The organism is Comamonas nitrativorans (genome assembly GCF_042654765.1).
In the GTDB taxonomy this organism is placed as follows: domain Bacteria; phylum Pseudomonadota; class Gammaproteobacteria; order Burkholderiales; family Burkholderiaceae_C; genus Comamonas; species Comamonas nitrativorans.
Genome location: NZ_JBHSEW010000001.1, coordinates 194,231 through 220,063, shown reverse-complemented (window position 1 = coordinate 220,063; position 25,833 = coordinate 194,231). Strand labels below are relative to the sequence as shown.

Genomic DNA, 25,833 nt, shown 5'->3' with positions numbered 1-25,833 from the left:
CATCGACTGCGCCCACTACCGAATGAAGGACGCCGGGCAAATGGGGCGTCTCGGTTTCGGTCTGTGCGCCAAGAGCACCAGCACGGCCACGTTCGAGAGTTCGACGTATCCCCGGCAGTGTCCGATGTTCGGCCCGGCGGCTGAAAACGTGAAGGCTGCCAGGCTGGACTGGCTCAACGGGTGCAGGGGGTGACGATGGCGAACGCATTGCGATGGAGCGAAGAGCAGTTGGCCGCCCACCTGCGCCGTAACCCGGCGCCGGAGGCCGCACCGTTGCCCCAGGCCCAGCCGGAGGCGGCCTGCACGTACACGGCGCCCACGGAAAACCCGGCCATGAACAAGACAGAGGCCGAATACGCCGGGATGCTGGAAGCCCAGCGCCTGGCCGGTTCGGTTCTGGCGTGGCAGTACGAGGCTGTCACGCTCAAGTTGGCGCACAACACCCGCTACACGCCTGATTTCATGGTTGTGGCGGCTGATGGCGCCCTGGAGTTCCACGAAACCAAGGGCGGTTTCATTCGTGAGGATGGTTGGTTGAAGCTGAAGATGGCGGCATCCATGTTCCCGTTCCGTTTTTTTCTGTGCCAGAAGGCGGCAAAGAAGGATGGTGGCGGCTGGTCGATAAAGAGGATTTAGGAATGGCAGAAAGAAAATCGGCACCCAACACGCGCATGGAGCAGGCGGCAGCGGTGAGAACCATCGGAGCGCGGATGCGGCAGGCCAGAGAGCTGTGCAACCTGTCGCAGAGCGCGGCGGCCAAGCGCCTGGGCTACAGCAACAGCTCGAAGCTGTCCAAGGTGGAGGGGGCGACGGACACCAACAGCGTACCGCTGTGGCTCATCACGAGGGCCGCCAAGGTGTACGACGTGTCCGTGGATTTTCTTTTCGGCGTGAACGATGACTGGGAAACCGGCGCGCGCATGACGCAAGAGCGCGAGGTTTCCGCCTGGTTGTGGGAGGCGATGGAAAAAGCGCGGCTGCGGGACGTGGCGACTCTGAAAAAATTACACGACAAGCTCGAAGCCATGGGGGAGTCCACCGCGATGATGCTGGAAACCACGGGCGATGCTTCGGCGGCGCTGGCCCGGTTCATCGAACTGAACCCAGGATTCGAGGACATGCCGGGCGGCGCGCGGCTGATGAGTTCCGTCGGGCGGGCGAACGGCGCGGCAAAGGGGGTGAAGGTCAAGCTGGAGCGGTTCAGGATGGAATGCAAGATGGCCGCAAGCGATACCCTACAGCAAAGCCTGCCCCTGTGGGATGAGGATTGATTGTATGGCAGCAAGACCAAAGCTGACGCCCGAAGAGTGGGCGAAGGCGCGAAAGCACTGGGAGAGCGATTCACGCGACGGATACGCATGGCTGATTGCCGAGCTGGAGTTGCCCGTGTCGGGGCCAGCCGTGCGCAAGACGGCGTTGCGTGATGGATGGACGAAGGCGGAAGGGGCGGTAGCGGCAGAGAAGCCAGAGGCACCAGCCAAGGTAGAGGCCAAGCCAGCCACCAAGAGGGCGGCAGCAAAGAAGGTAGCAGCGAAGAAGGTTGCCGCCAGGGGCGCCAGCACCCAGATAGCCGCCAAGCAAGCAAGCAAGGTTTCCAAGGTTTCCGAGAACCATAAGGTTTCCGAAACCATGAGCAAGGCGAAAACCATAGAAACCTTGCCCACGACAACTTTGGACTCTCTGGAGGAAGACCCCGACCAGTTTGGGGTGCTGGAAGACCTGACCGATATGCAGGAAGTTTTCGTCCGGGAATACATGGTGGACTGGAATGGCACCAAGGCCGCAATCAGGGCAGGGTACAGCCCGAAGAGCGCATCAGAGATTGCTTACCAGCTCCTACAAAAAACTCCAGTCAGGGATGCGATACAGGCGCTGGCGTCAGTGCGCGCCCGCCGTCTTGGCATAGACGCGGACGGGGTGATGATGATGTGGGCGGCCATCATCGAGCTGGACGCCAACGAGCTTTCGCAACTGCGCCGGGTGTGCTGCCCGTACTGCCATGGAGAGAACCATGAGCGCCAGTACACGCCGTCTGGATTGGAGGGTGCAAGGCTGAAGCATGAGCGGGAGCGTCAGCGCCGCCTGAAGGCTGACCAGAACGATGACATCGGCGACTTCCCGGAATATGAAGGGGAGTGGTACGACAAGCGCCTGCCGCCAGCCGAGGATTGCCCGGAGTGCCACGGCGAGGGAGTGGAAGAGGTCTGGTTTGCGGATACGCGCCACCTGTCGCCTGCTGCCCGTCTGGCGTACTCCGGCGTGAAGGTGGGCCGTGATGGCATTGAGGTGCTGACCATGAGCAAGGAGAAGGCAGCGGACAACCTTGCCCGCGCGCTGGGGTTGTTCAAAGACAAGGAGGCTGATGTCAACATCAACATGGTTGCCAGTGAAGACCTGTACCGCGTGTTCGATGAGAAGATGCAGGCCGCCCGCGAGCGCCAGGCGCGAATCATGGAAGAGCGCGGCATGCTTAATGATGGCCGGGGAGGGGGCGAGTAGGAATGGCCCGCCGTAGAAAAAACCGGAACCTGCTTGAAGATCCCCGCTACGGTGATTTCGTGGAGCGTTACCACGCCGACCCGCTGCGCTTTGCCGTTGAGGTGACGGGGTTCCTGCCGAGCGAAGACCAGGAAGCGCTGTTCCAGGGAATCACCGAGCCGAACGCCAAGGTGTCCGTGGTGTCCGGCACCGGCACCGGCAAGACGGCGGCGTTCGCCCGGATTGCCCTGTGGCACCTGCTGTGCTTCCCGCTGGCCTTCTATGAGGGCAAGGTGGAGATCGGCAGCAACACGTACATCGGTGCGCCGTTCATCCAGCAGGTGGCTGATGGCATTTGGAAGGAAATGCAGGACGCCAGGGTGGCTATCGGCAACGGGCCGCATGCCTGGATACTGGATTTCTTCACCATCACGAAGACCCGCGTCCACGTCAACGGGTACGCCGATCAGTGGTTTGTGACCCAGATCGCCATGAAGAAGGGCGAGGCCATCGGGGTAGCAGGTAAGCACCGCTACTGGCAGCTCATCATCATTGACGAAGCCGCTGGCGTGCCGGACGAGTATTTTGACGTGATCGACGGCACCCAGACCCAGCCGGGGAACCGCACGCTCATGGCGTCCCAGGGCGCGCGCAACGCCGGGCGTTTCTACGACTCGCACCACACCTTGAAGCTGGAGAACGGTGGGAGCTGGCTGGCGCTGCGCTTCAATTCGGAGCTGTCGCCGTTCGTCACGACCAAATGGCTGCGGCAGCGGGAATCGGAGAGCGGCGGCCGGCATTCCGTCGAGTACCAGATTCGGGTGTTGGGCCTGTTCGCGCAGTCCAGCAGCAACGTCCTGATGACGCGCGCCGACATCGAGACGGCGTTCCAACCCCGGAAGATCATCGGCGACGACGAGCCTTTCGGCCTGGTGGTGCTGTCCGACGTGGCCTTGGGCGAGTACCGCGACGACTCGGTGGCCATCGTCGCCAAGGTGATCGGCGACGCCGACCACGGCCCGGACGCGCGGCGGGTGGAGTTCATCGAAATCCCCATCGCGGCGAACGACAAGAACGAAATCGACCTGGCTGGCGACTTGGTGAATCTGGTGGGCAAGCTGTCCAACGCCACCCTGTACGTGGATGCCGGCGGTGTGGGTGCGACCGTCTGCAAGCTGATTGAGCGTTCGGGGGCCACGGTGACGCGGGTGAACTGGGGCGCCCCGTGCTTCAAGAACGAATACAAGGCACGGTTCTACAACCTGCGCGCCTGCGCGATGGTGCGCTTCCGCGATGCCATCCGCCAGGGCCGCGTGGTGCTGCCCCAGAACATCTCCAAGAAACTGCGCGAGAAGATCATCGACCAGGGTTCCCGGCTGCCGTATCACTTCAGCGAGGCTGGCGGCCTGCGCTACGTCATGGAGAGCAAGGAGAACATGCGCCGCGACGGCATCAAGTCGCCTGACTTGATCGACGCCATGAGCTTCATCTTCTTGGAAGGCGCGACCTATATGGTGGCCGGTGGTGCGGCCAGCGTCGCCACCAGCCTGACCGAGACGGTGCTGGAGAAGGCCGAAGGGCTGTTCGCCGACGTGTGACCACGGCCAGGGCCGGAAAACGGCGCGCTTTCGCCCCCTGGGCGGCTCCTACCATCCTCCGAAGAAGGAGGTTCCTATGCAAACCAAGGTCATCACCTACAACCTGCGGGAGCGGGGCCGCCAGTTCCGAGGCAAGGAACGGAATTTCAACATCCGCGCCATCTGCGACGCCATCAACGGCCCGGCCTGCCAAGAGCGGGTCAAGAACCGCGACATGCTTGGCTACTACGGGCACTGGCCCCGCATCAAGTTCGGCATGAACCCGGCCGAGGGCGGACTGGACGACGGCCGCCCGTCGCTGGTGGAGCCGGCCCTTGTCACGACCCTGCTGCGCGCCAGCCCGGACGGCACTATCGAGCATCAGGCCGAGTTCCTGAACAACGACCCCGGCCAGGTGGCGGCGAAGCTGTACGCCGGCCGCGTGGGCGGCTTCAGCTCGGCCATCGACCAGCACCGCCCCGAGTTCTTCGGCTTCGACTACGTGCTGGAGCCGAACTATTCCACGAACCGAGGCTACACCCTGGACGACGTGCGCGACATGACGCTGGACGACATCGAGGCGGCCATCTACGACGAGCAACTGCGCGGCGTGTTGCGCCTGCTGGATTCGGCGAATGCGGAGCGCGACACGGCAAGCGAGGTCATCGAGCACCTGCGCGCGGAGAACGAGCAACTGCTGTCCATGCTGGCCGCCAAGGGCATCGACGCCGGTGCGGCGTTGGACGCCGTGGCCGTGGCGCCCATCGCCGTTTCCATCGACCCGGTGGAGCGGATGCGCCGGGATGCCGCCGCCTTCCGTGGCGCCGCGTCCCTGCCGCAGTTCGTCGAGCCGCAAAGCAACGCCGACCCGGCCGAGCATGTGCCCCTGTACGGCCGCTTGCTCGGCCAGTTCCTCCGCCGGTAAGCGCCCATGCTCCAGCCCGTCAAGATCGCCCTCGGCCAGTTCATGGGCCGCTACTTCGCTTCCATCGTGCCGACCACGAAGCCCCTAGAGGGCTTTGTCGCGCGCCCGCTCGCCAAGGCCATCGCCTGGGCGCCGGCGCGCATGATCGACGCGGCGGAGGAAATGCTGTCCCTGTGGCTGCGCTCCGACTTGGAGAACGCGCCCACGACGCCGCCCGAGTTGCCCGCGATCATCGTGGCCGTGGCGAAGGACTACACGCCGACCGGGCGCGACTACACCCGCCAGGTGGCCGACCGCCAGATGGTCATGATTCCCGATGACCCCAAGGAGCGGCTGTTCGGCCTGCGTGCCGTGGCGGGCGACGTGCGCGCGCAGGTCGTGGTGTTCGCCACGGATGAGCCGTCGGCGCACTCCTTGGCGGCGCAGTTCCTGCTGTTCCTCGACGAGACGGAGAACCGCCGGTTCGAGGCGTCCTACCGCTTCGCTGGGCTGGATACAGCTTGGCCGGTGCAGGTCGAATCGCCGGACATGCCGGCCATGTCCATCGCCACCGACGCCAAGAACCTGACCATCCTTGCCATCGACCTGACCCTGCGCGCGGAAATCCCGCTGTTCGATGCTCCAAAGGCTGGCGAGCCGAACGACGGTAAGGGCGAGCCTGGCACGGACGACCCCGCAGGGTATCCGCTGGTGCAGACAGTGCATGTGGAAAGCGCCGAGGCCGGCGGCAAGGGCGGCAAGGCCGAAATCCGGCCCTACGAGGTGTCCGCCGACGATGGGGGTGCGCCGTGATCCAGATTCAGGCCACCTTTACCGGGTACGGCGGCCGTCCGTGCTCGCTGTTCTCGGTCTATGACCCAGACGCGCGCGTGCTGGTGGTTGGCGCCGAGGCCGACTATCGGGCCGAGCGCCGCGAGGGCTGCATCGTCCTGACCAATGTGCCGGACATCGCCCGCGACGGGCTTTTCACCGATTCCGACCTGATGCCGGGCATTGCCGCCTTCTACTCCCTCAGGGCCGGCGTGGCGGCCGACGGCAAGAGCGCCAGGCTGGTATTCGGCGACCGCGCCGCACGCGCGAACCCCGAGCAGTCCATCGAGCGCGACGGCATCGACACCAACGGCCCCAAGTACCGCTTGTCCGACACCATCACCTGCGGCCAGATCGCCGCGCTGGCGACGTGCCTGCACGCGACCCGCTCCGACACCGTGGAGCGCACCGTCAAGCTGGCCGAGTCGTTCCGGCACCTGCTGGGCGGCGGAATCATGACCATCTGAAGGGGGATGCCATGATCGACAAGGACACCCGCGCGGCCAAATCCTTCTACCGGGAGGTGCGCAAGTTCGCGGAGAACACCAAGCCGTGGGACACCACGGCCATCTTCTACGAGACGAAGCCGGACGAGATGTACGACCTGACGCTGGTTTCCCAGCGCGTCTATGGCCGGCGTGACGAGTTCCTGGCCGTGATGGCTGCTGCGGGCCTGGATACCGTCGATCAGCCCCTGCCGCAGAAGCGCATCGCCCTGCCCAACGAAGGGCAGCTCATCGACATCAAGCGCCGTGCGGGCTTCGAGTCCATCGACGACCTGCGCGAGAACTTCGCGCCCACCTGGGCGGAGGCGTAGGCATCAAATATCGGAAAACGTAACGGTATCGACATTTTCCAGACCCATAGGATGGCTGAATGAAAGAGAAAATCATCGGCGTCTATGCCATCCAAGCCCCTGACGGGCGGCTGTATATCGGCTCATCCGTGGATGTGGAGAAACGATGGGGCGAGCACAAGTCGCGCCTCCGGCACGGGAAGCATGACAACCCCATCCTTTCCCATATCGCCGCCGCGACTGGTGTGGATTCGCTTCGCTTTCGACTGTTGCTGCGGTGCTATCTGGACGAACTGAGGGCCTGCGAGCAGGCTGCCATTGACCGGCTGAAGCCCGCCCTGAATATCCTTCCCACTGCCGAGCGCCTGCTGACTGAGCAGTGGAAGCGTCCCGACTTCCGCGCCAGAAACACCGCACGCGCAGCCAAGCAGAACGCGGAGCTATGGAGCGACTCTGCCTTTGTTGAGAAGGCCCGTGCAAGGGTTGTGGTCATGCAGACCGCCGAGGTCAAGGAGAAGGCGGCGTCTTCCCGTCGTCGCGCGATGAAGGAGCGTGGGCAGGCATATCGAAACGTAGCCGAGGCGTCAGCGGCGACCCTGAAAAAGCTGCACGCTGACCCTTCTTTTGCCGCCGCTCATTCGGAGCGGATGCGGGAGAACATGAAGCGGTTGAGCCAAGACCCGGAGTTCCAGCGCAAGCGCAATGAGGCGGCCAGGGCGCGGCACCAGAAGAAAATTCGCTGCATCACCACGGGCGAAGTGTTCCCCAGCAGGGGGGCGGCCGCCAAGGCGAAGGGCATCAGCGAATCGGTCATCAGCAAACAGCTTCGCGGGCTGCCTACCCGCTCGGGGCTTGAATGGGAGTACCTGAATGGCTGATTGGTTCGGCAAGGTCAAGGGCCACGTAGGGGAAGCGAATCGGCGCTTCGATGCTGACGCCAAGCAACGTGCGGAAGCCGAGGCCGCTGCGAAATCCACCATCCTGACTGACAAGATGCTTCAGTCGGGGCAGTGGGACTCCGGCAAGGTGTTGTTCACCACGCTGAACGGTGGCGTGACTCAAATCACCGCCAACGAACTTGCCACCTTCCGGCACAACATGCAGATCGCCAAAAAGCAGGCGGGGTTTGCGACCGGGAAAGGCATCACGGCGCGGCAGGTCATCGACCTGGCATCGGCGAAGCCATTGGTGTATCTGTCCGACAGGTCGGACGGGGCAAGAAGCGACATCGACCGGGCGCGCAAGGAAATCACGATGGGCGTGCCGGTATCGGCGCTCCATGATTCCGTGCGGTTCATCACGAACGCCGGCGGCTCGACGCCGGGCGTGACGCGGCACCATGTCACGATTCAGTTGATGGAATTCCGAAATGCGGTGGATGCCATCATCGCCTCTGGCGGCGACTCGGCCGCCGTGCGCAGGGAAGCCAACAAGATGCGCAAGGGTGGGCTGAAATTCGATTGCAGTTGCGACCGCCATAGGTACTTCCTGCGCTATGTGGCCACCATTGGCGGCTTCAATGCAGGGCGCGATGAGACAGGCTTCCCCAAGATTCGCAATCCCGGCCTGAAGGGAGTGGCATGTAAGCACGTCCTGCGGGTCATGACCGAGCTGGAATCGTCCAATTCCGTCTTGCGGTTCCTTGAGCGGCATTTGCAGGGCGTGTCAGCTTACAAGGCAAACACCACAGTCAAGCAGACGGAGGCCGAGGAAGCTATCCAGTCCAAGGCCCCAGCGCGAATCAAGACCAGCGAGCAGAGAAAGGCTGAAGCCGCGAAGGCACGCGACCGGCGCGCCAGCAAACGGGCGGCATCAGCGCCGAAGGCCAGACCGCCAAAGAAAATCGACCCCTATACGCGCCGCATTGAATCGGCACTCAAGGGCGGTTCTCTGACCCCAGATCAAGTTTCCCAAATGCGTTCATGGGGATGGAACGACAGACGAATTGCCAATGCTGCGGAGTGAAAAACCATGCTGAACAACGTACCGACCGGGATCAACCGCATGGCGCGCAACGTCGTCATGAACCACCCGAACACCATGAATTGCGAGGTGTATCGCAAGACCATCACCCGCACGGCGCCGGATTCTGTCGCCGGCGCGCCGACGATGGGCGGCCTGGGCGTGCTGGATTCGATGGACGAGGAACAGTACGAATACACCTTCCTCGGTTACGGCCACGCCATGCCGGCGGATGGCGGCTTCGCGCCCGCGCCGATGGTCAAGCGCGGGGATGCCAACATCGGCTCCGGCGACGAGTTCCGGTTCCTGATCGAGCCGGAAGAACCCTCCGGGCACCCGGACTGGTTCGACGTTCGCAACCATGACGTGATGTACCTGCTGCTGGGAACAGGGCCGACACCGCCCAAGCTGGCGTTTGAGGTTGTCGGCATCGAAACCACGTCCAACATCCCGCCCTATACGACGCGCTACATCACCAACCGCCGCAACGATCTCGACTTGGTGACGCCGGGCGACTACGAGGATGCGCAAGGCGGGTAGCAAACCCGGAAAAAGCGCCGTCTGGCGCCTTCGTGCCCCTTTGAGAATAGCTGGCAGTCGGCTACCAGCCGGCGTTCCAGTGTTTGAACTTCTCCGAAAGGACACGAAACCATGACCAAGCGCATCCATCAGGATTACTTCAAGCGCGAGACTGCCGAAGTAGCCCAATTCGTCGATTCTCTGAAGGAAAACGCCACCAAGGGTGGCACCTTCGATTCCGCTGCCGCCACCGATTTCCTGGCGACGGCCACCAGCCAGAATACGGGCGTCAAGGTGCCCGAAACCCTCCAGACCGTGCTGGACGAGGCGAAGGGCGACGATGCGGCCGCTCTCGTTACTCGCGCTGTTCTGGACGGCGTTGCCGTCTATGAAGCCCAGCACGGCACTCCGGCCCCGGCCGACGTGATCGAGCTGGCGATGCACTCCGCCTACGCCACGACCGAAAGCGCCCGCCGCAAGTTCAGCCTGGACTCGGCCACCTCGGCACACCACGACCAGCTTTCGCTGCAACCGAACCGCGCCGTTGTCGCGATTTTGGCCGCCCTGGGCGAGGCCATCCCGTTCGCGCACTATCTGCCTGCCGACATCGGCTCCAACGAGGCCCGCCTGGCGATCATGACGCACCAGGCCGGCAACACCTTCGGCTCCTACGCCCAGGGCGCGCTGCTGGACGGCGTGGATTCCGGCGACGCCTACATCAGCTCCAGCCGCGTGCATACCTCCATGCCGGCCGCCGCTGGCGAAACCACCCCTGGCGCCGTGGCGGGCAAGATCACCGCCATCCAGGCCACCGCCGACACCTGCGACCAGGACGCCGCTGCCCTGAAGCTGCTGCGCGGCCGCAGCATCGTCTATGTGGATGGTCGCGTGGCCGCCCGCGAGGTCGATTCCGCCGGCAGCGGCAATTCGGCCGTGTCCGGCACCATCATCGTTGCCGGCACCAGCTACGCCATCGGTGGCACGATCAACACCGACACCGGCGTCTATGTGCTGACCACGACCCCGGCCCTCCCGGCCACCGTGCCCGTGGTGGTCGAAGGCTTCATCGACTTCGAGCGCACGCCCGAGCTGACCCCGACCATCATCTCGGCGGTCAATACCTTCTCGCTGTTCGCCAAGCCGTGGCGCGTCACCACGCACCAGACCATCGACAGCCGCACGCAGATGGCGAACGAACTGGGCCTCGACCCGTACAGCGAAAGCGTCATCGCCATCCAGGCGCAGTTCGCCAACGAGCGCCACTACGACGTGCTGCGCAAGGGCGTTCGCCTGGCCGCGCTGAACACCGCGACCTTCGACTTCGGCGCCGCGCAGACGCACGTCGATAGCGGCCGCTTCGGCGTGTGGCCCGAGCTGGCCTACCCGCTGAGTGTCGTGTCGCAGAAGATGGCCGAGGACACCATGAATCATGGCGTCACCCATCTGTACGTCACCAAGCGCGTGGCCGCGCAGTTCCTGGGCCTGCCCAGCAACCTGTTCCAGCCCTCCGGCATCGCGCCGCGCCCCGGCATCTACCGCCTGGGCCGCCTGTTCGGCCAGTACGACGTGTACTACACGCCCAAGGGCCTGAACGAAACCGCGACCAGCGCCCAGATTCTGGCCGTGGGTCGCGCCACGGACGTGACGCGCAACCCCGTGGTGCTGGGCGACGCCGTTCCGCCGACCGTCATCCCGCTGGCTGTGAATGCCGACCTGCGCCAGGGCGCCGGTTTCTACGCCCGCAACTTCACCGCTGTGAATCCGCACGACCCCTCGGCGCGCGGCTTCGCCCTCATCAACGTCACCAACATGTAAAGGACGGATGGAGCCATGACCCGCACTGTTGAACTGGGCGCTCCTTCCCTGACCGGGAAGGACGCCAACGACCTCGTATCCGAGGTTTTCGCCGATGCCGCTTATCCCCTGAAGGTGGTGGTGCAGAACCACATGCCCCAAGACGTAGTGTTTCCCGAGGTCGAGGGCCTGTTCCTTCGCCACGTCGCCAACGCCAAGGACAGCCAGAAAACGGTCGTGATTGCCGACGCTGATCTGTTCCAGCGCCTGGCGTCGAGCGTCGAGCAGATCGCCGAACTGAGCCGCTGCGAGCTGGCGCTGACCATCTCGGAAGTGGCCGCCGCCGACACCGGGGCGCCCGCCGGCGACAGCACCGACACCGCCAAGAAGCCGTCCGATGGACTGACCTACGACCAGCTCAAGGACGCGCTGAAGGCCAAGGGCATCGAGTTCGCGGCCAACGCCAAGAAGGCCGACCTGGCCGCGCTGCTGGATGCCGCGCCCGCCGAGGCCGCCACCGACGCCAGCAACGGCACGGACGGCGCCGCCGACACCGGCGCGAACGCTTAATCGAGGGGAGAGGCCATGAGTACCGCTTTCGTGCGACAACTGGGTTCGGAATCCGGCGTGCAGCTCAACCCGCTGCGCGACGCTTCCGAAATCCCGACCACCGACAACTCCGATCAGGTGTTCGCCATCATGATGCGGGCCACCCGTGGCCGCATCGACAAGCCGTTCGCCGTTGATCGCGGCAACGTGTTCAAGAAGCTGGGCAGTGGCGAACAGGTGCGCCTGTCCGCGCTCAACGAGGCGTGGGTGCATGTGGTGGAAGCCCTGAACAAGGGCGCCTACCAAGCCATCGTCCAGCGTCTGAGCACGTCGGCCGCAACCATCAAGTACGCCGTCGTGGCGGCCGAGATGAGCACCGGCGAAACCCCGGCCCCGACCGGCAATTTCACCTTCACCGTGTCCGAAGACCTGCCGGCCACGCCGTACCTGTTCGCCGTCAAGCACTTGGAATGCTTCAACGACGGCATCGTGCTGGAGTTCCGTGCCGAGGAAGTTACCTCCGGCGGGCTGCCGGCCGACAACGACAAGCTGACCCTGCGCTTGCGCGACAAGGATGGCAACCTGCTGTACGAGTTCTACGGCTCGCTGAAAAACGACGCCAAGGACGACTATGGCAACTCGGCCTACCTGCCCGACGTGGCGCTGGCGCAGACCGACGCGGTGGAAATCACCACGGGCGTCACCGGCGCCTCGGCCGTGGTCGACTCCGATTCTGTCGCCTACGGCTACGACGCCAACGGGCAGCAGAAGTGGGCGAAGTCCGGCACGATGGTGTGCTTCACCGAGGGCGGCACGGCGTACACCACCCAGGACTACATGGCGGCGCGCGACAAGCTGCAATACACGCAGTTCGATTACGCCTACATCTCGTCTGGTGGCACGCAGGCCCCGGCCCTGCTGGCGCAGCTCGCCCAGCTCGCGTTCGACACGAACCGCCAGCTCCGTTTCGGCATTCCGGGCAACCTGGCGCCGGAGGCGGTCGTCGCGTTCGTGAATCAGCTCAACATGGGTGCCAGCCAGACCGCGCACCTGATGCACGCCTTCTGGGCGCCGCTGAAGAGCGACGACCCGACCGGCATCAACCCGCACGGCTACTTCGGCACCGAGACGCTGAACATTGCCTACGGCTGCGGCCGCAACGCCCAGAAGAACGCCAAGGGCTTCGCGCCGAAGAACTACCCCATCGCGGGCCGGGAATGGCCGCTCCAGCGCACGCGCATCGTGCAGACCTACTCGCCGACCAATCAGGAACTCAACCTGCTGGCGCGGGCGAAGATCAACCCGGTCATCTACGAAACCTACACGGGCGGCGGCCGCTACGTTTTCCGCGATTCGCTGACCTGCGCGCTGGTCGAGTCGAGCCTGAAGAAGCTGATCGCGGTGGCGGACATGTCCACCAGCATCGACGAGTCCGTGACGCGCGCGGCCAAGGACTTCCTGCAACTTCCGATGGACGTGTCCGTGAAGAAGATGCGGGACTTCCTGACCACGCTGTTCGAGGGTGCGCAGGCGTCCGGCTGGCTGGCACCGTCCAACGACCCGCAGATGAACGGCGCGGCCTGGGCCTACGACGTGCGCCCGAACGAGCAGCGCCCCTATGACGCGATGGACGTGTCGTACTGGCTCCGCTACGACGGCACGAACCGCCAGACCTTCGTCACCCAGACGCTGACCAAGTAACCCATCACCGAGAAGGACATCAACATGAGCATGAGCGAACTGTTGCGCGGGGCGATGAAGCGCCGCGAACCCGTCAAGGTGCTGGACTCGACCGGCGACGCGCCGGCGCTGTCCGGCGCCGACGACTACACCATCCGCGACATCTCGCTGTCGGCCATCGCGGCCGTGCAGCAGTGGGCGGAAACCGACGACCTGGACGACGGCGAAAGCTACTCCGACCGCCTGCTGGCCCTCTTCGTGGGCATCGCCGACGCCAACCACGACGGCGACATCACCGAGGACGAACAGGGCGTGCTGGAAGTGGCGCTCAACTCAGCCTGGGATTACCTGGTCAAGGCTGGCGTCACCGAGGAAGACGCCGGCGCGCTGCTGAACGACTGGGACGATGACGCGGCCGACCGCGTGCGCGACCTGGTGGCCTCTGTGCTGCCGGATGGCGACGACGAGGCCGGCGCCGAGCTGGACGGCTTCGTGTTCTCGGACGACGACAACGCCCCGGCGCTCGACGCGGTGTATCGCAAGACGCTGGCCGTGCGCGGCGGGAAGAAGGTGCGTATCAACAAGCGCGTCTCTGGCACCGTGCGCCTGTCGGCCAAGCAGAAGCTCGCCATCCGCAAGGCCCGCATGAAGAGCCATTCCGCCGGCGCCATGATGCGCCGTCTGAAGTCGATGCGCCTGCGTCGCAAGGCTGGCCTGTAACCGCTGCTCCGAGGGGGACTTGGGCGCTGCTGTGCTGTTGACGGTAGCGCCCTTTTTTCGATATGGCGACCATTCCATCCATCGGCCAAGCGGCCACCTTGGGCGCGAACGCCCTGACTTCCATCTGGGACGGCCTTTCTCCGCACCTGATCGCTACCTTCTACGAGGTAGCGAAGACGGGCGATGACGCCTGGGATCGCATCGAGGGCAAGACCGACCCCATTGCGGTCATGGCGCCTCTGACCGACGCCAACCTGGAGATGGTGCTCAACTGGCAAAGCCCGTTCGAGCAGGCCGGCCCGGAATCGAAGGCGCCGGCGCTGATGGCGATGCTGCAATCCGGCGCGCTCCAGCCTGTGGTCGATGCGGTCATGGGCAAGTCCAAGGAAGGCACCGCGCAGCAGAAGTCCAACGAGTTCCTCAAGCAGTTCGAGGGGCGCACTGGCATCACGAAGCTGAACAGCACGCAGGTGTTCAACGGGATGCCGCCCGTCAAGATCACGGTGACGGTCTTGTTCAGGGCCTGGCGCGACACTGCCAGCGAGGTCGAGGCCCCGTTCAACAAGCTGATGGAGTGGGCCTTGCCCATCGAGCTGTCGAAAGACGGTTCCGTGCTCGCGCGCGCGGCGGAGACGGCCAAGGGCGACATGGGCTATGTCGAGGCACTGATGCCGTCGAAAGCCCCGACCCGGATTGCCCTGAAATACAAGGGCCGCATCTTCTCGCCGCTGGTGATCGAGTCCATCGGAATGCCGCTCAATTCCCCGGTGGATGCGAATGGGCGCTTCGTCCAGCTCGCCGTCCCCATGACTCTCTGCACGCTGACCGCGCTCGACCGCAAGGACTGGAGCAATTCGGCGGTCGTTTCCATGTAGGAGCACCCACCGATGATTCACTTTCCCCTGCTGCGCACGCGACGCCTGACGGTGCAACTGCGCGAGCTTTCCATCAGCGAGTCCGTCGCCGTCGCAGGGATGCCTGCGCACTTCTCGGAGGCCGAATGCACCGCGTTCTTGCGCGCCGCTGTCCAATCCGCGCAGGGTATCGACGACCCGGCCGGCTGGACGGTGCAGGAGCGCATGTTAGCCGTGGCGCACTACCTGGCGGCCACGGCCGAGGACGGCCCTGACTTCGCCCTGGGCGAGGGCCGCTATTCGGACTACCTGGACGGCGCGAACGACATCCAGACCCAGACCCAGCAGGTCGAGGTGGGCGAGGTAGGCGGCGATGCCTGGAGCATCCGTCACCTGACCGGCTCGATGGCCGAATCCATCGAGCGCATGGCGGGCGAGGTACTGGACGCCTCGGGCAATCCGCTGTCTGGCCGACTGCATTGGATTCTGGGTGCGATGGCCGCGCAGATGGTGCGCTCGGGCGAAAGCGTGCCGGGCGCCGACCTGGCGGAGGGCGCGTTCGACGAGTTTCTGGTGGCGCGCATGAAGATCATGAGCGCCTTCCCCGAAAGCGACTTCTCCGCGCTGATGGCTCTCTACTTCGCCGGCCGCGAGAAGCTGCACCACCTGTTCAAGATCGAGTTCAGCAAGGACGGCATCGTGGCTATGCCGAAAGGAGGGGCGGCAGCGAACCTGCCGCCGGCCCGATTTCCGGTACGTTCCTGTCTCTCCCGTGTCGCGCTTGAACTGGTCGGAAAACCTGCTGAATCTGGCCTCTAGCCTCACCCTATATTCCTCAACATCCCTGGCCGACGCATTGCAAATGCAGCCAAGCACGGTCAGGAAATTCTTTGAGGGCAAGCCGTTCGACGACTGGAAAAAAGGAAGGGAGTCCGAATTGAAAACGCAGGCGGCAATTGTGAACCGACTTAACGACGTTATCCGCGCCTGCGGCATCGTCGCTAAGACCATTGCGAGGACTCCACGATGACCGAGAGAACATCCCAGCACGATGAGCACTGTTTGCCCACCGATGTTGTTTCCGCCCGTGCGGCAGACCGTGCAGTGAAGAAGGTCTTCGCCATTCTTGGTGTCGATGTCGATAGGCCGGAGAGTGTCGAGGAATTCCGCGCCGATCTTCGCTTCGGCAGGAAACTGCGCAAGATCGCCGACCACGGAACCCTGGCCTTCATCGGCGTGGTAGCGGCAGCGCTGGCTGCTGCGGTGTGGGCCGGAATCGTCTCGAACATTTCTGGGGGTAAATGATGAATTTCGACATTGCGTTCGAGCGCCTGATTGGGCACGAGGGCGGTTATGTGAACCACCCGGAAGACCCCGGCGGCGAAACCAACTGGGGCATCACGCTGCGCACCGCGCGCGAGGCTGGCTACACCGGCTCCATGCGCGACCTGACGCGCGAGCAGGCCAAGGAAATCTACCGGGTGGCCTACTGGGGACGTGCCAAAGCGGAACAGTACGACGGGGCCGTCGCCTTTCAGGTGTTCGATGCCGCCGTGAATCATGGAATCGGCCAGGCCATCCGCTTCCTTCAGCGCGCCGTAGGCGTGGCTGACGATGGCGCGATTGGCCCGGTGACGCTCGCAGCGGTGCGCGCCATGTCTGTGACGGACGTGCTCGCGCGCTTCAATGCGGAGCGCCTGGACTTCTACACGAAGCTCTCGACCTGGCCGACGTTCGGCAAGGGCTGGGCGCGGCGGGTGGTGGGCAACCTGAAATATGCGGCGGAGGATGCGTAATGGACTGGAAAGACGTTGCTGGGGTCGTCGGTAAGGCGGCCCCCATCCTGGGCGGCATCCTGGGCGGGCCGGCCGGCGCCGCCGTGGGCAGCCTTGTTGCTACGGCGCTGGGCACGGATGCCACGCCCGACGCGGTTTCCACCGCGCTGCTGGGCGACCCGGACGCGGCCGTCAAGCTCAAGGAGCTGGAGGTCAATTCCAAGGTGCAGCTCCAGCAACTCGCCGTGAGCGCGGAACAGAACCGCCTGCAAGCTGCCGCCGCGCAGTACGCAGCCGAGGCGTCCGACCGCGACAGCGCGCGCAAGCTGGCCGCGCAGCAGCCCAAAGACTGGGTGCGCCCGTCCATCACCGTCCTGTTGTTGCTGGGTGCCGGCGGAATCGTGTTTTTCGTGTTCTCCGGCATGGCCGACACGCTGCTGCGCGACGCCACGGCGAGCCTGACCATCGGCACCATCGTGGGCTACTGGTTCAACGAACTGAAGCAGGTGCTCGCGTTCTGGTTCGGCACCACGGGCGAGTCCCAACGCACGAACGCCGAGGTGCGGCAGTTCGCGGTTTCGCCGGGCACGGTGACGGTCGAACCGACCCCGCCGCACAAGTAGCCGGCTGGCCGGCGAAACGGCTGCCATCCCTGCCGGCAGCCGGAAAACTGGGCCAGGAAACGCGACAGCCGGGCCATAAAGTGCAGGGGTGAATCCCATCACACCGAACCGAAAGGACACGAAATGACTGTTTCCAATGCCGCCTATCTCAAGGGCTTCTATGACCAGACCCGCGCCATGGGCGCCAAGGTCATTTCCAGTGACTTCACCTTCGAGATTGAAGGCTTTGAAGGCAATTTCCTGCTGTGCAAGCAGGCACCGTGGCCCGAGCTGTCTTCGGCAGGTGAAATCGAAATCCCGACGCCGCTTGGCGCCACGATGTGGCAGCCGCAGCAACTGAAGGTTGCCCAGCAAGGGCAAATCTCCATGTTCGAGACGATTGCCGGCAATATCGACCAGATGCTGGTCAACCTCATCACGCGCGGGGGCACCTACGCCAGCGGCGGCGCCACCTTCAACGCCAAGATTTACGAGGGCACGCCCCAGAAGTTCCTGCGCGCCAAGCGCATCGTCGATGCGTTCATTCAGATGGACGTGCCTGACCGCGACTGGGAGAACCGCTCGCAGCCGCTGACCTTCAGTGGCACGCTGTTCTACCACTACTTCGGCGAAATCATCGCCGGCAACTCGGGCGACTACCGGTAATGGCGAAGCTGGCCGACCTGGCGCAGACCTTCGCCACGCAAGAGCGGCCGGCCGGCAACCTGCTGGACGATGAAACGGTGCTGGCGCAGGCCGTCGCGGCGACCCGGATCTATGCCGGGTTCGCCGCATTGCGCGCGCACGAGGGCGCCGACCCCGTGCCCGACATCGACGGCGACACCAACATCACCACGTCCGAATGGGCGCTGATTCGGCCCCTCTTCATGCTCTACGCGGAGCGGGAGACGGCCTTGCAGCTCGAAGCCTCGCGCGGCATGGGCATCGACCCGTTCGGCCGCTCGGCCAGCGAAATCGCGGCCGAAGTCGCCCAGGCCGAGGCCGACATGCCGCATAGGGCCTTCTGCCAGCCCATCATCACCGTGTAGGGGTGGGCCGTGATTCTCTTCCTCGCCGACGGCAAGCAAATTCGCGGCGACCTCATCAAGTCCGCCGTGCTCCGCTCCGACCTGGCGCCGGTGCCGATGACGCTGGAAGCGGACATTCGGGCTGGTGACGCCAGCCTAGACAAGGCCCTGGCCGAAGGGCAAACCCTCTCCATCAGCAGTGGCGACGCGCTGCACATCGTCAAGTCCGTGCGCGTGGCCGAGCGCAGCGCGCAAGGCGAGCGCGAGATGGCGGGCTACCGCATCACGGCGCTGCTGGATTCTTGCCTTGGTGTTGCCTACGTGCGCAGCCGCGCCATCATCAAGGAAAGCGCGGCCCTGTCGGCGATCTACAAGGCCGCCGGCGCCACGATCAAGGCGGTGGATGCCGATTTCCCCGTGCCGCGCTTTTACTGTCCCGTGGGCGAGACGCCGACCTTCCACATTGCTCGCGTGCTGCAAGAGGAAGGCGGCGTGGTGCGCTGGAAGACGGGCCGACTCCAGTTCGTCCGGCTGCCCGATCTGTTCAAGCAGTCGCCCGTCAAGACGCTGCCCGATAACGCATCCGACGACGTGGATGGGGGCTTTCTGGAGCGCCACGAGGTTCCCTGGTTCTTCTCCCTGGACGCCAACGGCGCTGCCGTGTTCGGCAACCGCGAGAAGCCGCGCACGGTGCGTTACGCCCCATTCAAGGATGCCCAGCGCCTGCGCAACATGACGCGCTGCCTGGTGCATCGGAAGACCGTGCGTATCGACTACGACGGCCGCATCGGCGCGGGCGACCTGATCACCTTTACTGGTGGCGAAAAGCTGGTGGTCGTCACGGCCGCGCACGTCTTCGGCAGCGGCACCGACGACGGCGGCGCCAGCGACACCTATACCCGGCTCTGGCTGGGCGCACTGGAGGAATGATGGAATACGGCCTCATGCCCGGCCGATACCCGGCCATCGTGCGCAGCTACAGCCAGGCTAGGCGGACGTGCCGTGTCGAGATTCCGGGCCTGACTGATGGCGCCGACGTGTTGCCCGAGGCGGAAATCGAATACCCCATCGGGGACAAGTCGCGCGCGGGAGCGAACACCACCGAAATCGAGATGCTGGCCGGCGATACCGTCTGGATTGCCTTCGTGGGCGGCGACCCGCGCTACCCGGTCATCACCGGATACCGGAACCCGCAGGCGGGCAACTCGGCAGACTGGCGGCGCTGGCACCATCGGAACATCGAGTTGCTGGCCGACGGCACCATGCGCCTGGCCGTCGGGCCGTCCGAAATCGTGCTGACCCAGGGTGGCATCGCCATTCGCGGCCCGCGCATCGACCTGAACTGACATGCCCCTGACCTGGACGCCCGACCCGGCTACCGTGCCCTGGCATGACGTGCAGGCCGACGAGGTTTGGACAGAAGGCCCGATCACGGCCGCCGATGCCGAGGCGCTGCTGACGGTGACGGGGTATAGCTGCGAGGTCGTCGGGCTGGAGCCGCTGCCGGGCCTGCTCGTCCAGGCCGACGCCGCCGGCGTCACCGCGTCGGCGCCGAAGGCTCTGGCCGGCGTATTTCCGCCGCTGGACATCGAGTACCAGATCAAGGGCGTCACCGGGCACTGCGCGGCGTTCGCCGACTTGCCAGCCGAGGCCGACGAGGTAATCCGTTTCGTGCCCAACCCGGCCAACACGAAGGATTGGACGCTGCGCGTGACGGCGCACTGCGCTGATGCCCTGACCGGGGCCGCCCAGGACTTCACCGCCGATTTCATCCTGCGCGTCTGGGCCAACTTCGACCCTGGCCGCGACGCACTCAAGGAGGCCGTCAATGCCCGCCGCCGCTAGATTCGGAGACACCTGCACCGGCCACGGATGCTTCCCCGCGCGCGCGAACGATCAGGCGTCCGAGGACGTGTTCATCAATGGCCTGGGCGCGCACCGCCAGGGTGATCACTGGCAGTCCCATTGCTGCGGCCCAACGTGCCATGACTCGGCCCTGGCTGCCGGCTCGGGAACGGTATTCGTGAATGGGAAGCCGCTCGGCCGTATCGGCGATTCGGTTGCGTGCGGGAGCGCCGTCGCCAGCGGCTCGGGCGACGTGTTCGCCGGCGGCTGACCATCGGAAAACCCAGCGCGGAAGTGGGCCTGCCTGGTTCCACAATGCACGCAGTTAGATCGCCCCTGGGAAAGACGCCACCATGAAGAACCTGCTTTTCAGCTTTGAAGACCTGTCGGCCAAGGACAAGGCGGCCAAGCAGGCCGCCCGCTACTTCTCGCGCGCCGGCGCGAACGTCGTCCAGCAGGACGTGCCCACGGCGGTGAAGCGTTCGTCGGGCATTACCTACCGGGAAATGGCACTGACCTTCGCCGACTCGCAGCAGGTCGTGCTGCGTATCAAGCAATCGGGCGACATCTTCCAGGTGCTGCTCAACGGCAAGGTGCTGCCGATCAAGAACCAGGACGACCATGTGAAGGCCATCGCCGAAATCGTGCAGGCGATGGACGCGGGCCGTTCCCGCTTCCAGAAACTGCTGGCCGCCGCCCAGGCGCGCCCGCCGGCAGGCATCCGCACCGCCGCGCCGAAGATGGAACAGGTGCTCACCGAGAAGCGCGACGCCCTGAAGGCCGCCATCGCCGAGGTGCGCAGCCAGATCGAGGCCATCAAGGGCACCGCTGCACCGGCGGCCGCTTGATGACGCCTGCCGAAATCGTCGCGCGCCTGCGTGCCGTGGCCGCCGACATGGAATCCCTGGGCGCGGCGATGGACTACTTCGGTGGCTTCAACGGGCGCATGACGCAACACGGCCGCGAGATGGTGGGGGCGGCCGGAATCGCCCGCGAGTGGGCCGACGAGATAGAGGCCGAAGCTCCGCCCCAATAGGGCGGAAAACGCCCCGATTTCCGCTCCAGGCCGGGCCATACCATGCCCTGCATGAGCGATTCCACCTTTCTCCACATCGAGAATGCCGCGCACGGCGGGGCCTTCGGGAACAACACGATTCCCGAACCCACCGAGGCGCAGTGCATCGCAGGCAACTACAAGGTGGGCCGGGCCAATCTCTACGGCCTGCCCCTCGCCATCGAACAGCCGCGAGGCAGCTATCGCACGGGCATTGACGCCAAGACCGGCAAGCGGTGGGCAAGCCGCATGGCAGCCCACTACGGCTACATCAGCGGCACGAAAGGCGCCGACGACGACGCCGTGGATTGTTTCATCGGCTTCTACCCGCAAAGCGAGACGGCCTACGTCATCAACCAGAACGTGGGCGGCCGCTTCGACGAACACAAGGTAATGCTCGCCTTCCCCGACGAGGACACGGCCCGCCGGGCCTACCAGGACAGCTACGAGCGCGGCTGGAAGGGCCTCGCCAGCCTGGTGCCAGCCTCGATTTCTCAACTCAAGTGGTGGCTCAAGAACGGCGACCTGCGCCGCCCGCTCCGCGCCGACAACCTCCCTCATGAAGGACTGGAAACCATGACCCGAAAAGTTCAGTGGAACAGCGACGCGCTGCCCTATGACAACACCCTCGATCACGTCCTGTACGAAATCCGCTGCGCGGACGCTGGCGAGGGCCTGCTGATGGATGCCGTGACGGCCCAGGAAATCACCGAGGACGCGGAGGGCCTGCTGGCCTTCGACGCGCTGGTGTCGCCCTATGCGAAGCTGGAGCGCAAGATGGAGCTGCTGCGCGGCGTCATGGAGCGCGCCGGGGACAAGGTGAAGCCCGTCGCCATGCAGATCACGGAACCGTTCAAGCAGCGCGGCGTCGCCAACGTGGCGGCCATCTTCGAGCTGTCCGACGGCCAGACCGTCTCCATCTTCTTCCACAACCCGGACGTGACGCCCGGCAAGATGGCGCCCACCGACGAGGTGATTTCGTGGAAGTGGCTGCTCAACAAGAAGGACATCACCATCGTGGTGGCACCCGAGCGCGGCGCCGACCTGAACATCCGTGAGGTGGCGCGGCGCATCATGCGCCTGGCCGAGAAGAATAGCCCCGCCTTCCAGCGGCTCAACGCGAAGCGCGCCGAGCGCATGGGCGCCATCCAGGGCCTGAAGGACGAAATCGCCGGACTGGAGGCCGAACTGGCTGCCGCCCAGCACGAGCTGGAAGTGGCGAAGGTCGATGCCGAGGACGCCCAGAACAAGAAGAACCGCGCCTACGCCGACGCGGTGCAGCAGGTCAGTACCTTGCAGGACGCCTACCTGCGCGCCACCCAGAACGGCGGCACCGACCCCAAGACGGGGCAGACCAAGGAGGCCCTGGCTGCCCAGATCGACAACCAAGCGGTCGAGGTACAGCGCCTGCGCGACATCGCCAACGGAGTGACGCCGGCGGCGCCCGCTACCGAGGATGGGCCGCACTATTCAGAGCAGACCCTGAAGGCCCTGGTCGATTCCTACGGCTGGGAAGACACGGGCAATGACAGCGTGGTCAAGGCGTTCCCTGGCGTTGGCCCGCTGGGCGGCCAGATGGTGCCGGACGGCACGCGGAAGATTTACGCCGGCTACCGTTTCGACGAGCGCAAGCGGTACATCGCGGCGATCTTCGGCGACGACCAGCTTTTCGACATCGACGGCCGCGACCGCGAGCCGGCCGACGTGGCGCGCGAACTGAACGAGCGCGTCGAGGCGTGGGTGGCGGAGCGCCAGGCCGCCAACGGCTATGCGAATCCGGCTCCGGCTGCCGCCCCTGCCGCCGTCGTGCCCGACCTGAGCTACCGCCGCAGCGCCGACGGGCTTTTCACCACGTTCTTGCCCAACACCCCGGAGGGTGAAAAGGCGTGGCGCACCATGAACGCTACCCAGGGCAGCGAGGGCGGCAAGATTCTGGCGGCTCACACCGAGGCCGTCATCCAGCAAATCCGCGACGCCGGCTACACCGTTGCCGAGGACGCCAGCGGCCCGACCACGGACGAGGAAGCCGACGCCCTGGCGGCTGCGCTGGAAGAGCCGCCGCAACCCGACGAACAGGCACTGATCGACGCCTATTTCAAGTCGTGGGGTGAGGAAGCGGCGCAGATCAACGCCGCCGTGGCCGCGATCAACTGGGATGGCATCACTGACACGGCCAGCGCCGCCGCCGAAATGCAGAAGCTGCGCGACGCGGCGAACAGCGACCGCCCCATCGTGAAGGCCCGCGACGCCCTGGAGGCCGTTGGCATCAAGTCCTGGGACGACCGCTTGGCGAGTGTCACTGACAGCCCCGGATTCAAGGCCCAGGGCGACGCGATGGACGCCTATCGCGCGGCCACGGACAAGATTCAGGCCATCGCCAAGGAAAAGCTGATCGAGGCCGGCAAGGCCGAGCTGGCGGCTCTGCCCGAGGGTGCTCCGCTGGCGGACGTAGCGCGCGCCGTGTTCCGCAAGAACGGCATCGACATCGGCCAGCGCGGCGAGGGTTGGGTGGCCCGTGTCGTGCAGCAGATCGAGGCGAAGGACGCCGACGGCCTGCGCGAAATCCTGGCTGGCGTCGGCAGCGACAGCAACAAGGCCAGCATGGAGATTTTCGAGCGCGCCACCGGCGTGAAGTTGGCGAAGACCCAGCGCGAGCGCGGCCGGCAGATCGACGAGTGGGCGGGCATCACCCCGGAGAAGCGCTCCGAGATGGACGCCGCGAAGGATGCGGCTTGGCTGGTGCGCCAGCGCGAGAGCAAGGTCAAGGACGCCTGGGACGCCCTGAAGGCCATGAACGTGCGCAACAACGGCACCGGCATCGTGTCGGACGGCCAGCAGTACCTGTTGGGCCAGGTGGCCGGCGGCTATGACACGGTGGGTTCCTTCAAGCGCGGCGCGGCAACGGTCTATGGCCTGGAAAAGGGCACCGACCTAGTGTTCGTGAACAACCGCACCTTCACCAACTTCCTGAAGGCGGCCATCGCCTTCGGCGGACTGCGCCAGGCACTGGAGCTGGTGGGCGCGGTCGAACCCAAGGCCGCCGAGGCCCAGGGCGACGCCGACAAGATTGCAGCCGTGGATGCGGCTTACCCGTTCGAGAGCGCGACAGACGGCTTCAAGCTGTGGCTGCACGAATCCCTGGACAAGGCTGACTACTCGCCGTTCGTCACCGCGAAGGCGATGGACGAGGCGGTGAAGCGCCACGGCGCGACCGTCGAATGGGACAAGGCCCTGGCCGCCCTGGATGATGTGGGCCATGCCGTGGCCTCGCTGGAGGCCAGCCTGGCGGTGGTCGAGAACAACGCCCCGATCAACCGGGCCGAGGGCGACATCTTGCAGGCCGGCCTCGAAACGGAGACGGCCAAGAGCATCCGTGAAGCTATCGCCACGCTGACCGAGGCCGACTACGCCCCCAGCGAGGAAGACATCGGGGGCACCTTCGAGGCCGAAGCCGTCACGCTGGACAGCACCAACGAGCCGCCCGTCAAGGCGCTGCTGGCGTCGCTGCGTTCGTTCCTGGGGCAGCAGGCCGCGCTGGACGCGGTGCCGTCCCTGGATGGCACCGAGCACGTCGGCACGATCAAGCTGGCCGGCGAGGTCATCGGCCGCATCGACATTGCCGACGACGGCAAGGCGATGGTGTATGTCGGCGCCACCGGCGACGCGCGCGTGGTGTTTCCGTCGGGCACGCGCGCGATGTATTCGGACGACGACGCGGTGCTGATGGTCGATGCGCTGTTCTCCATGCGCGATGCCGCCGCGCCCGCGCCGGCGGTTCCTTACGCCGGCAACGACCCGGAAGCGCCGGGCATCTACAAGCGCGACGCCGGGTATCTGGCCGTGAAGCAGGCTGCCTCGATTCTCGGGGTGGCCGTGCAGGACGCCGAGGTGGATGCAAACCTGGTCATCAACACCAGCATCGCCTATGGCGGCAAGAGCCTGAAGGTCGAGATTTCGCCCCACGGCTGGGTCAATGTCGGGGGCGCGCAGATCATGATTGAACCGAACGTCACCACGGAATCCACCGCTGCCGACGGCAAGGCCATCGCCGAAGCCGTCAAGACCCAGGCCCAGGCCGAGGTGGCCGCAGCCGAAGGCGACCCCGCCGGCGGCCGGCCCGAACCTGGTGCCGGTGGCGTCGACGCCGACCTTGTAGCGGCTGCCCTGGCTGCCGTTCAGTCGCGCACGCTGGCGCGGCTGAACATCAAGGGCGGACTGCCTTACTTCATGTTCCCAGTCGATGGGGACGAGGTAATCCTGTCCGACGAGCTGCGCGCCAAGGTCGAGGCCCAGCTCGGCGAGCCGCTGGTGGAGGCCATTCTTCCCGGCTCGGAAGGTCAAACCACGCTGGTGCCGCAGTCTGCCGCGCCGGCAGCAGTGGCGCCACCCGACGCCCCGCAGGACATTCCCGAGCTGATCGCGGCCGGGTTCCGCCGCGTGTTGAACAACGACTATGTGCGCGCGGTGTCGGCTGGAGACAAGAAACTCCAGTTCAACGTCCGGGTGACGGATGACGGCTTCATCGTGCGCCTCACCGTTGGCTTCAGCGGTGGCATCACGGGCGCGGCTACCGAAATTGGCCGGACGGCCGACGCCGGCGCGGCTGTTGCTCTGGTGGATGCCGAAGCCGCCAAGCGCGGTGCCGGTGAAAGCCAGTCCGACTCGCAGAAGGACGCCGACCGCGCCCTGTTCCAGTCCGTGATAGACGGCACGGTGGCCGACATCCTGGCCCCCGAGCTGGCCGACGACCTGGAGGCCGCCTACACCCGCAACCAGAATGACGCCGAGCTGGTGGCCCTGTTCGAGCAGGCCGTCACCGCCTACCAGGCCGCCATGATGGCCGCCACCTCCAGCCTCGCGTAAGG

General features: G+C 65.3%; 29 protein-coding genes and 1 pseudogene. All 30 read left to right on the top strand.

Translation table 11 applies throughout. The annotated features are described in order from the left end of the window. The first annotated feature begins 195 nt into the window (after nt 1–195). The 30 genes and pseudogenes from ACFO3A_RS01020 (at nt 196) to ACFO3A_RS00875 (ending at nt 25,831) form a co-directional block, all read left to right on the top strand. A complete protein-coding gene (locus ACFO3A_RS01020) occupies nt 196–636 on the top strand; it encodes a hypothetical protein (RefSeq protein WP_377723162.1) in 441 nt (146 codons plus the stop codon). A 2-nt stretch (nt 637–638) separates the two neighbouring features. Next, entirely contained in the window at nt 639–1,271 is a 633-nt protein-coding gene (locus tag ACFO3A_RS01015) for a helix-turn-helix domain-containing protein (protein WP_116802394.1), read from the top strand. Between the two features lie 4 nt (nt 1,272–1,275). Beyond that, on the top strand, nt 1,276–2,499 hold the full coding sequence (locus ACFO3A_RS01010; RefSeq protein WP_377723159.1) for a terminase small subunit: 1,224 nt from the start codon (nt 1,276–1,278) through the stop codon (nt 2,497–2,499). A gap of 2 nt (nt 2,500–2,501) precedes the next feature. Beyond that, entirely contained in the window at nt 2,502–4,076 is a 1,575-nt protein-coding gene (locus tag ACFO3A_RS01005; protein WP_377723157.1) for a hypothetical protein, read from the top strand. A gap of 76 nt (nt 4,077–4,152) precedes the next feature. Beyond that, nucleotides 4,153–4,980 carry a hypothetical protein gene (locus ACFO3A_RS01000; protein WP_151124939.1) on the top strand — a complete coding sequence of 276 codons (828 nt, stop codon included), beginning with the start codon at nt 4,153–4,155 and terminating at the stop codon, nt 4,978–4,980. 6 nt (nt 4,981–4,986) lie between these two features. Then, complete coding sequence (locus ACFO3A_RS00995; RefSeq protein ID WP_377723155.1) at nt 4,987–5,772, top strand: hypothetical protein; 786 nt, start codon at nt 4,987–4,989, stop codon at nt 5,770–5,772. Continuing rightward, a complete protein-coding gene (locus ACFO3A_RS00990; protein ID WP_377723153.1) occupies nt 5,769–6,257 on the top strand; it encodes a hypothetical protein in 489 nt (162 codons plus the stop codon). The genes ACFO3A_RS00995 and ACFO3A_RS00990 overlap by 4 nt, the downstream gene beginning before the upstream one ends. 11 nt (nt 6,258–6,268) lie before the next feature. Beyond that, on the top strand, nt 6,269–6,607 hold the full coding sequence (locus ACFO3A_RS00985; protein ID WP_377723151.1) for a hypothetical protein: 339 nt from the start codon (nt 6,269–6,271) through the stop codon (nt 6,605–6,607). Nucleotides 6,608–6,666: 59 nt separating this feature from the next. Next, entirely contained in the window at nt 6,667–7,464 is a 798-nt protein-coding gene (locus ACFO3A_RS00980) for a GIY-YIG nuclease family protein (RefSeq protein WP_136346931.1), read from the top strand. Further along, a complete protein-coding gene (locus tag ACFO3A_RS00975) occupies nt 7,457–8,551 on the top strand; it encodes a hypothetical protein (protein ID WP_377723148.1) in 1,095 nt (364 codons plus the stop codon). Before ACFO3A_RS00980 ends, ACFO3A_RS00975 begins: the two co-directional genes overlap by 8 nt. Nucleotides 8,552–8,557: 6 nt before the next feature. Continuing rightward, complete coding sequence (locus tag ACFO3A_RS00970) at nt 8,558–9,088, top strand: hypothetical protein (protein WP_136346933.1); 531 nt, start codon at nt 8,558–8,560, stop codon at nt 9,086–9,088. A 111-nt stretch (nt 9,089–9,199) separates the two neighbouring features. Then, nucleotides 9,200–10,882, top strand: coding sequence for a hypothetical protein (locus tag ACFO3A_RS00965; RefSeq protein WP_377723146.1), 1,683 nt, complete (start codon nt 9,200–9,202; stop codon nt 10,880–10,882). 15 nt (nt 10,883–10,897) lie between these two features. After that, nucleotides 10,898–11,431, top strand: a complete 534-nt coding sequence (locus ACFO3A_RS00960; protein ID WP_377723144.1) for a HeH/LEM domain-containing protein — start codon at nt 10,898–10,900, stop codon at nt 11,429–11,431. A gap of 15 nt (nt 11,432–11,446) precedes the next feature. Further along, on the top strand, nt 11,447–13,111 hold the full coding sequence (locus ACFO3A_RS00955) for a hypothetical protein (protein ID WP_377723143.1): 1,665 nt from the start codon (nt 11,447–11,449) through the stop codon (nt 13,109–13,111). 24 nt (nt 13,112–13,135) lie between these two features. Beyond that, a complete protein-coding gene (locus ACFO3A_RS00950) occupies nt 13,136–13,810 on the top strand; it encodes a hypothetical protein (protein ID WP_377723141.1) in 675 nt (224 codons plus the stop codon). A gap of 62 nt (nt 13,811–13,872) precedes the next feature. After that, nucleotides 13,873–14,685 (top strand): hypothetical protein, encoded by an 813-nt coding sequence (locus ACFO3A_RS00945; protein WP_377723139.1) that lies wholly within the window; start codon nt 13,873–13,875, stop codon nt 14,683–14,685. A 12-nt stretch (nt 14,686–14,697) separates the two neighbouring features. Continuing rightward, on the top strand, nt 14,698–15,483 hold the full coding sequence (locus tag ACFO3A_RS00940; RefSeq protein WP_377723137.1) for a hypothetical protein: 786 nt from the start codon (nt 14,698–14,700) through the stop codon (nt 15,481–15,483). A 207-nt stretch (nt 15,484–15,690) separates the two neighbouring features. Beyond that, entirely contained in the window at nt 15,691–15,969 is a 279-nt protein-coding gene (locus tag ACFO3A_RS00935) for a hypothetical protein (protein ID WP_377723135.1), read from the top strand. Continuing rightward, entirely contained in the window at nt 15,966–16,460 is a 495-nt protein-coding gene (locus tag ACFO3A_RS00930; RefSeq protein WP_377723132.1) for a glycoside hydrolase family 108 protein, read from the top strand. Before ACFO3A_RS00935 ends, ACFO3A_RS00930 begins: the two co-directional genes overlap by 4 nt. Next, complete coding sequence (locus ACFO3A_RS00925; protein WP_377723129.1) at nt 16,460–17,062, top strand: hypothetical protein; 603 nt, start codon at nt 16,460–16,462, stop codon at nt 17,060–17,062. Before ACFO3A_RS00930 ends, ACFO3A_RS00925 begins: the two co-directional genes overlap by 1 nt. Before the next feature lie 123 nt (nt 17,063–17,185). After that, entirely contained in the window at nt 17,186–17,707 is a 522-nt protein-coding gene (locus tag ACFO3A_RS00920; RefSeq protein WP_377723127.1) for a hypothetical protein, read from the top strand. Continuing rightward, nucleotides 17,707–18,090, top strand: coding sequence for a hypothetical protein (locus ACFO3A_RS00915; protein ID WP_377723125.1), 384 nt, complete (start codon nt 17,707–17,709; stop codon nt 18,088–18,090). The genes ACFO3A_RS00920 and ACFO3A_RS00915 overlap by 1 nt, the downstream gene beginning before the upstream one ends. A 9-nt stretch (nt 18,091–18,099) precedes the next feature. Further along, nucleotides 18,100–18,999 (top strand): hypothetical protein, encoded by a 900-nt coding sequence (locus ACFO3A_RS00910; protein WP_377723123.1) that lies wholly within the window; start codon nt 18,100–18,102, stop codon nt 18,997–18,999. A gap of 14 nt (nt 19,000–19,013) precedes the next feature. Then, nucleotides 19,014–19,415, top strand: coding sequence for a hypothetical protein (locus tag ACFO3A_RS00905; RefSeq protein ID WP_377723121.1), 402 nt, complete (start codon nt 19,014–19,016; stop codon nt 19,413–19,415). Nucleotide 19,416: 1 nt separating this feature from the next. Next, entirely contained in the window at nt 19,417–19,914 is a 498-nt protein-coding gene (locus tag ACFO3A_RS00900; protein ID WP_377723119.1) for a hypothetical protein, read from the top strand. Further along, a complete protein-coding gene (locus ACFO3A_RS00895; protein ID WP_377723117.1) occupies nt 19,898–20,185 on the top strand; it encodes a PAAR domain-containing protein in 288 nt (95 codons plus the stop codon). The genes ACFO3A_RS00900 and ACFO3A_RS00895 overlap by 17 nt, the downstream gene beginning before the upstream one ends. A gap of 82 nt (nt 20,186–20,267) precedes the next feature. Continuing rightward, nucleotides 20,268–20,762, top strand: a complete 495-nt coding sequence (locus ACFO3A_RS00890; protein WP_087778457.1) for a defense against restriction DarA-related protein — start codon at nt 20,268–20,270, stop codon at nt 20,760–20,762. Continuing rightward, nucleotides 20,762–20,950 (top strand): hypothetical protein, encoded by a 189-nt coding sequence (locus tag ACFO3A_RS00885; RefSeq protein WP_087778455.1) that lies wholly within the window; start codon nt 20,762–20,764, stop codon nt 20,948–20,950. The genes ACFO3A_RS00890 and ACFO3A_RS00885 overlap by 1 nt, the downstream gene beginning before the upstream one ends. A gap of 42 nt (nt 20,951–20,992) precedes the next feature. Further along, a pseudogene (locus ACFO3A_RS00880) lies at nt 20,993–21,472 on the top strand (hypothetical protein); the annotation flags it as partial. A gap of 72 nt (nt 21,473–21,544) precedes the next feature. Beyond that, a complete protein-coding gene (locus ACFO3A_RS00875; RefSeq protein WP_377723696.1) occupies nt 21,545–25,831 on the top strand; it encodes a defense against restriction DarA-related protein in 4,287 nt (1,428 codons plus the stop codon). The last annotated feature ends 2 nt before the right edge of the window (nt 25,832–25,833 follow it).

Bases quoted from the DNA above. Each gene is read 5' to 3' on its own strand.
- ACFO3A_RS00970 (WP_136346933.1), top strand. From the start codon at position 8,558: ATGCTGAACAACGTACCGACCGGGATCAACCGCATGGCGCGCAACGTC.
- ACFO3A_RS00960 (WP_377723144.1), top strand. From the start codon at position 10,898: ATGACCCGCACTGTTGAACTGGGCGCTCCTTCCCTGACCGGGAAGGAC.
- ACFO3A_RS00875 (WP_377723696.1), top strand. From the start codon at position 21,545: ATGACCCGAAAAGTTCAGTGGAACAGCGACGCGCTGCCCTATGACAAC.
- ACFO3A_RS00900 (WP_377723119.1), top strand. From the start codon at position 19,417: ATGCCCCTGACCTGGACGCCCGACCCGGCTACCGTGCCCTGGCATGAC.
- ACFO3A_RS00980 (WP_136346931.1), top strand. From the start codon at position 6,667: ATGAAAGAGAAAATCATCGGCGTCTATGCCATCCAAGCCCCTGACGGG.
- ACFO3A_RS00940 (WP_377723137.1), top strand. From the start codon at position 14,698: ATGATTCACTTTCCCCTGCTGCGCACGCGACGCCTGACGGTGCAACTG.
- ACFO3A_RS00915 (WP_377723125.1), top strand. From the start codon at position 17,707: ATGGCGAAGCTGGCCGACCTGGCGCAGACCTTCGCCACGCAAGAGCGG.
- ACFO3A_RS00935 (WP_377723135.1), top strand. From the start codon at position 15,691: ATGACCGAGAGAACATCCCAGCACGATGAGCACTGTTTGCCCACCGAT.
- ACFO3A_RS01010 (WP_377723159.1), top strand. From the start codon at position 1,276: ATGGCAGCAAGACCAAAGCTGACGCCCGAAGAGTGGGCGAAGGCGCGA.
- ACFO3A_RS00985 (WP_377723151.1), top strand. From the start codon at position 6,269: ATGATCGACAAGGACACCCGCGCGGCCAAATCCTTCTACCGGGAGGTG.
- ACFO3A_RS00895 (WP_377723117.1), top strand. From the start codon at position 19,898: ATGCCCGCCGCCGCTAGATTCGGAGACACCTGCACCGGCCACGGATGC.
- ACFO3A_RS00950 (WP_377723141.1), top strand. From the start codon at position 13,136: ATGAGCATGAGCGAACTGTTGCGCGGGGCGATGAAGCGCCGCGAACCC.
- ACFO3A_RS00995 (WP_377723155.1), top strand. From the start codon at position 4,987: ATGCTCCAGCCCGTCAAGATCGCCCTCGGCCAGTTCATGGGCCGCTAC.
- ACFO3A_RS00885 (WP_087778455.1), top strand. From the start codon at position 20,762: ATGACGCCTGCCGAAATCGTCGCGCGCCTGCGTGCCGTGGCCGCCGAC.
- ACFO3A_RS01015 (WP_116802394.1), top strand. From the start codon at position 639: ATGGCAGAAAGAAAATCGGCACCCAACACGCGCATGGAGCAGGCGGCA.
- ACFO3A_RS00905 (WP_377723121.1), top strand. From the start codon at position 19,014: ATGCCCGGCCGATACCCGGCCATCGTGCGCAGCTACAGCCAGGCTAGG.
- ACFO3A_RS00945 (WP_377723139.1), top strand. From the start codon at position 13,873: ATGGCGACCATTCCATCCATCGGCCAAGCGGCCACCTTGGGCGCGAAC.
- ACFO3A_RS00975 (WP_377723148.1), top strand. From the start codon at position 7,457: ATGGCTGATTGGTTCGGCAAGGTCAAGGGCCACGTAGGGGAAGCGAAT.
- ACFO3A_RS00930 (WP_377723132.1), top strand. From the start codon at position 15,966: ATGATGAATTTCGACATTGCGTTCGAGCGCCTGATTGGGCACGAGGGC.
- ACFO3A_RS01005 (WP_377723157.1), top strand. From the start codon at position 2,502: ATGGCCCGCCGTAGAAAAAACCGGAACCTGCTTGAAGATCCCCGCTAC.
- ACFO3A_RS00890 (WP_087778457.1), top strand. From the start codon at position 20,268: ATGAAGAACCTGCTTTTCAGCTTTGAAGACCTGTCGGCCAAGGACAAG.
- ACFO3A_RS00920 (WP_377723127.1), top strand. From the start codon at position 17,186: ATGACTGTTTCCAATGCCGCCTATCTCAAGGGCTTCTATGACCAGACC.
- ACFO3A_RS00965 (WP_377723146.1), top strand. From the start codon at position 9,200: ATGACCAAGCGCATCCATCAGGATTACTTCAAGCGCGAGACTGCCGAA.
- ACFO3A_RS01020 (WP_377723162.1), top strand. From the start codon at position 196: ATGGCGAACGCATTGCGATGGAGCGAAGAGCAGTTGGCCGCCCACCTG.
- ACFO3A_RS01000 (WP_151124939.1), top strand. From the start codon at position 4,153: ATGCAAACCAAGGTCATCACCTACAACCTGCGGGAGCGGGGCCGCCAG.
- ACFO3A_RS00925 (WP_377723129.1), top strand. From the start codon at position 16,460: ATGGACTGGAAAGACGTTGCTGGGGTCGTCGGTAAGGCGGCCCCCATC.
- ACFO3A_RS00955 (WP_377723143.1), top strand. From the start codon at position 11,447: ATGAGTACCGCTTTCGTGCGACAACTGGGTTCGGAATCCGGCGTGCAG.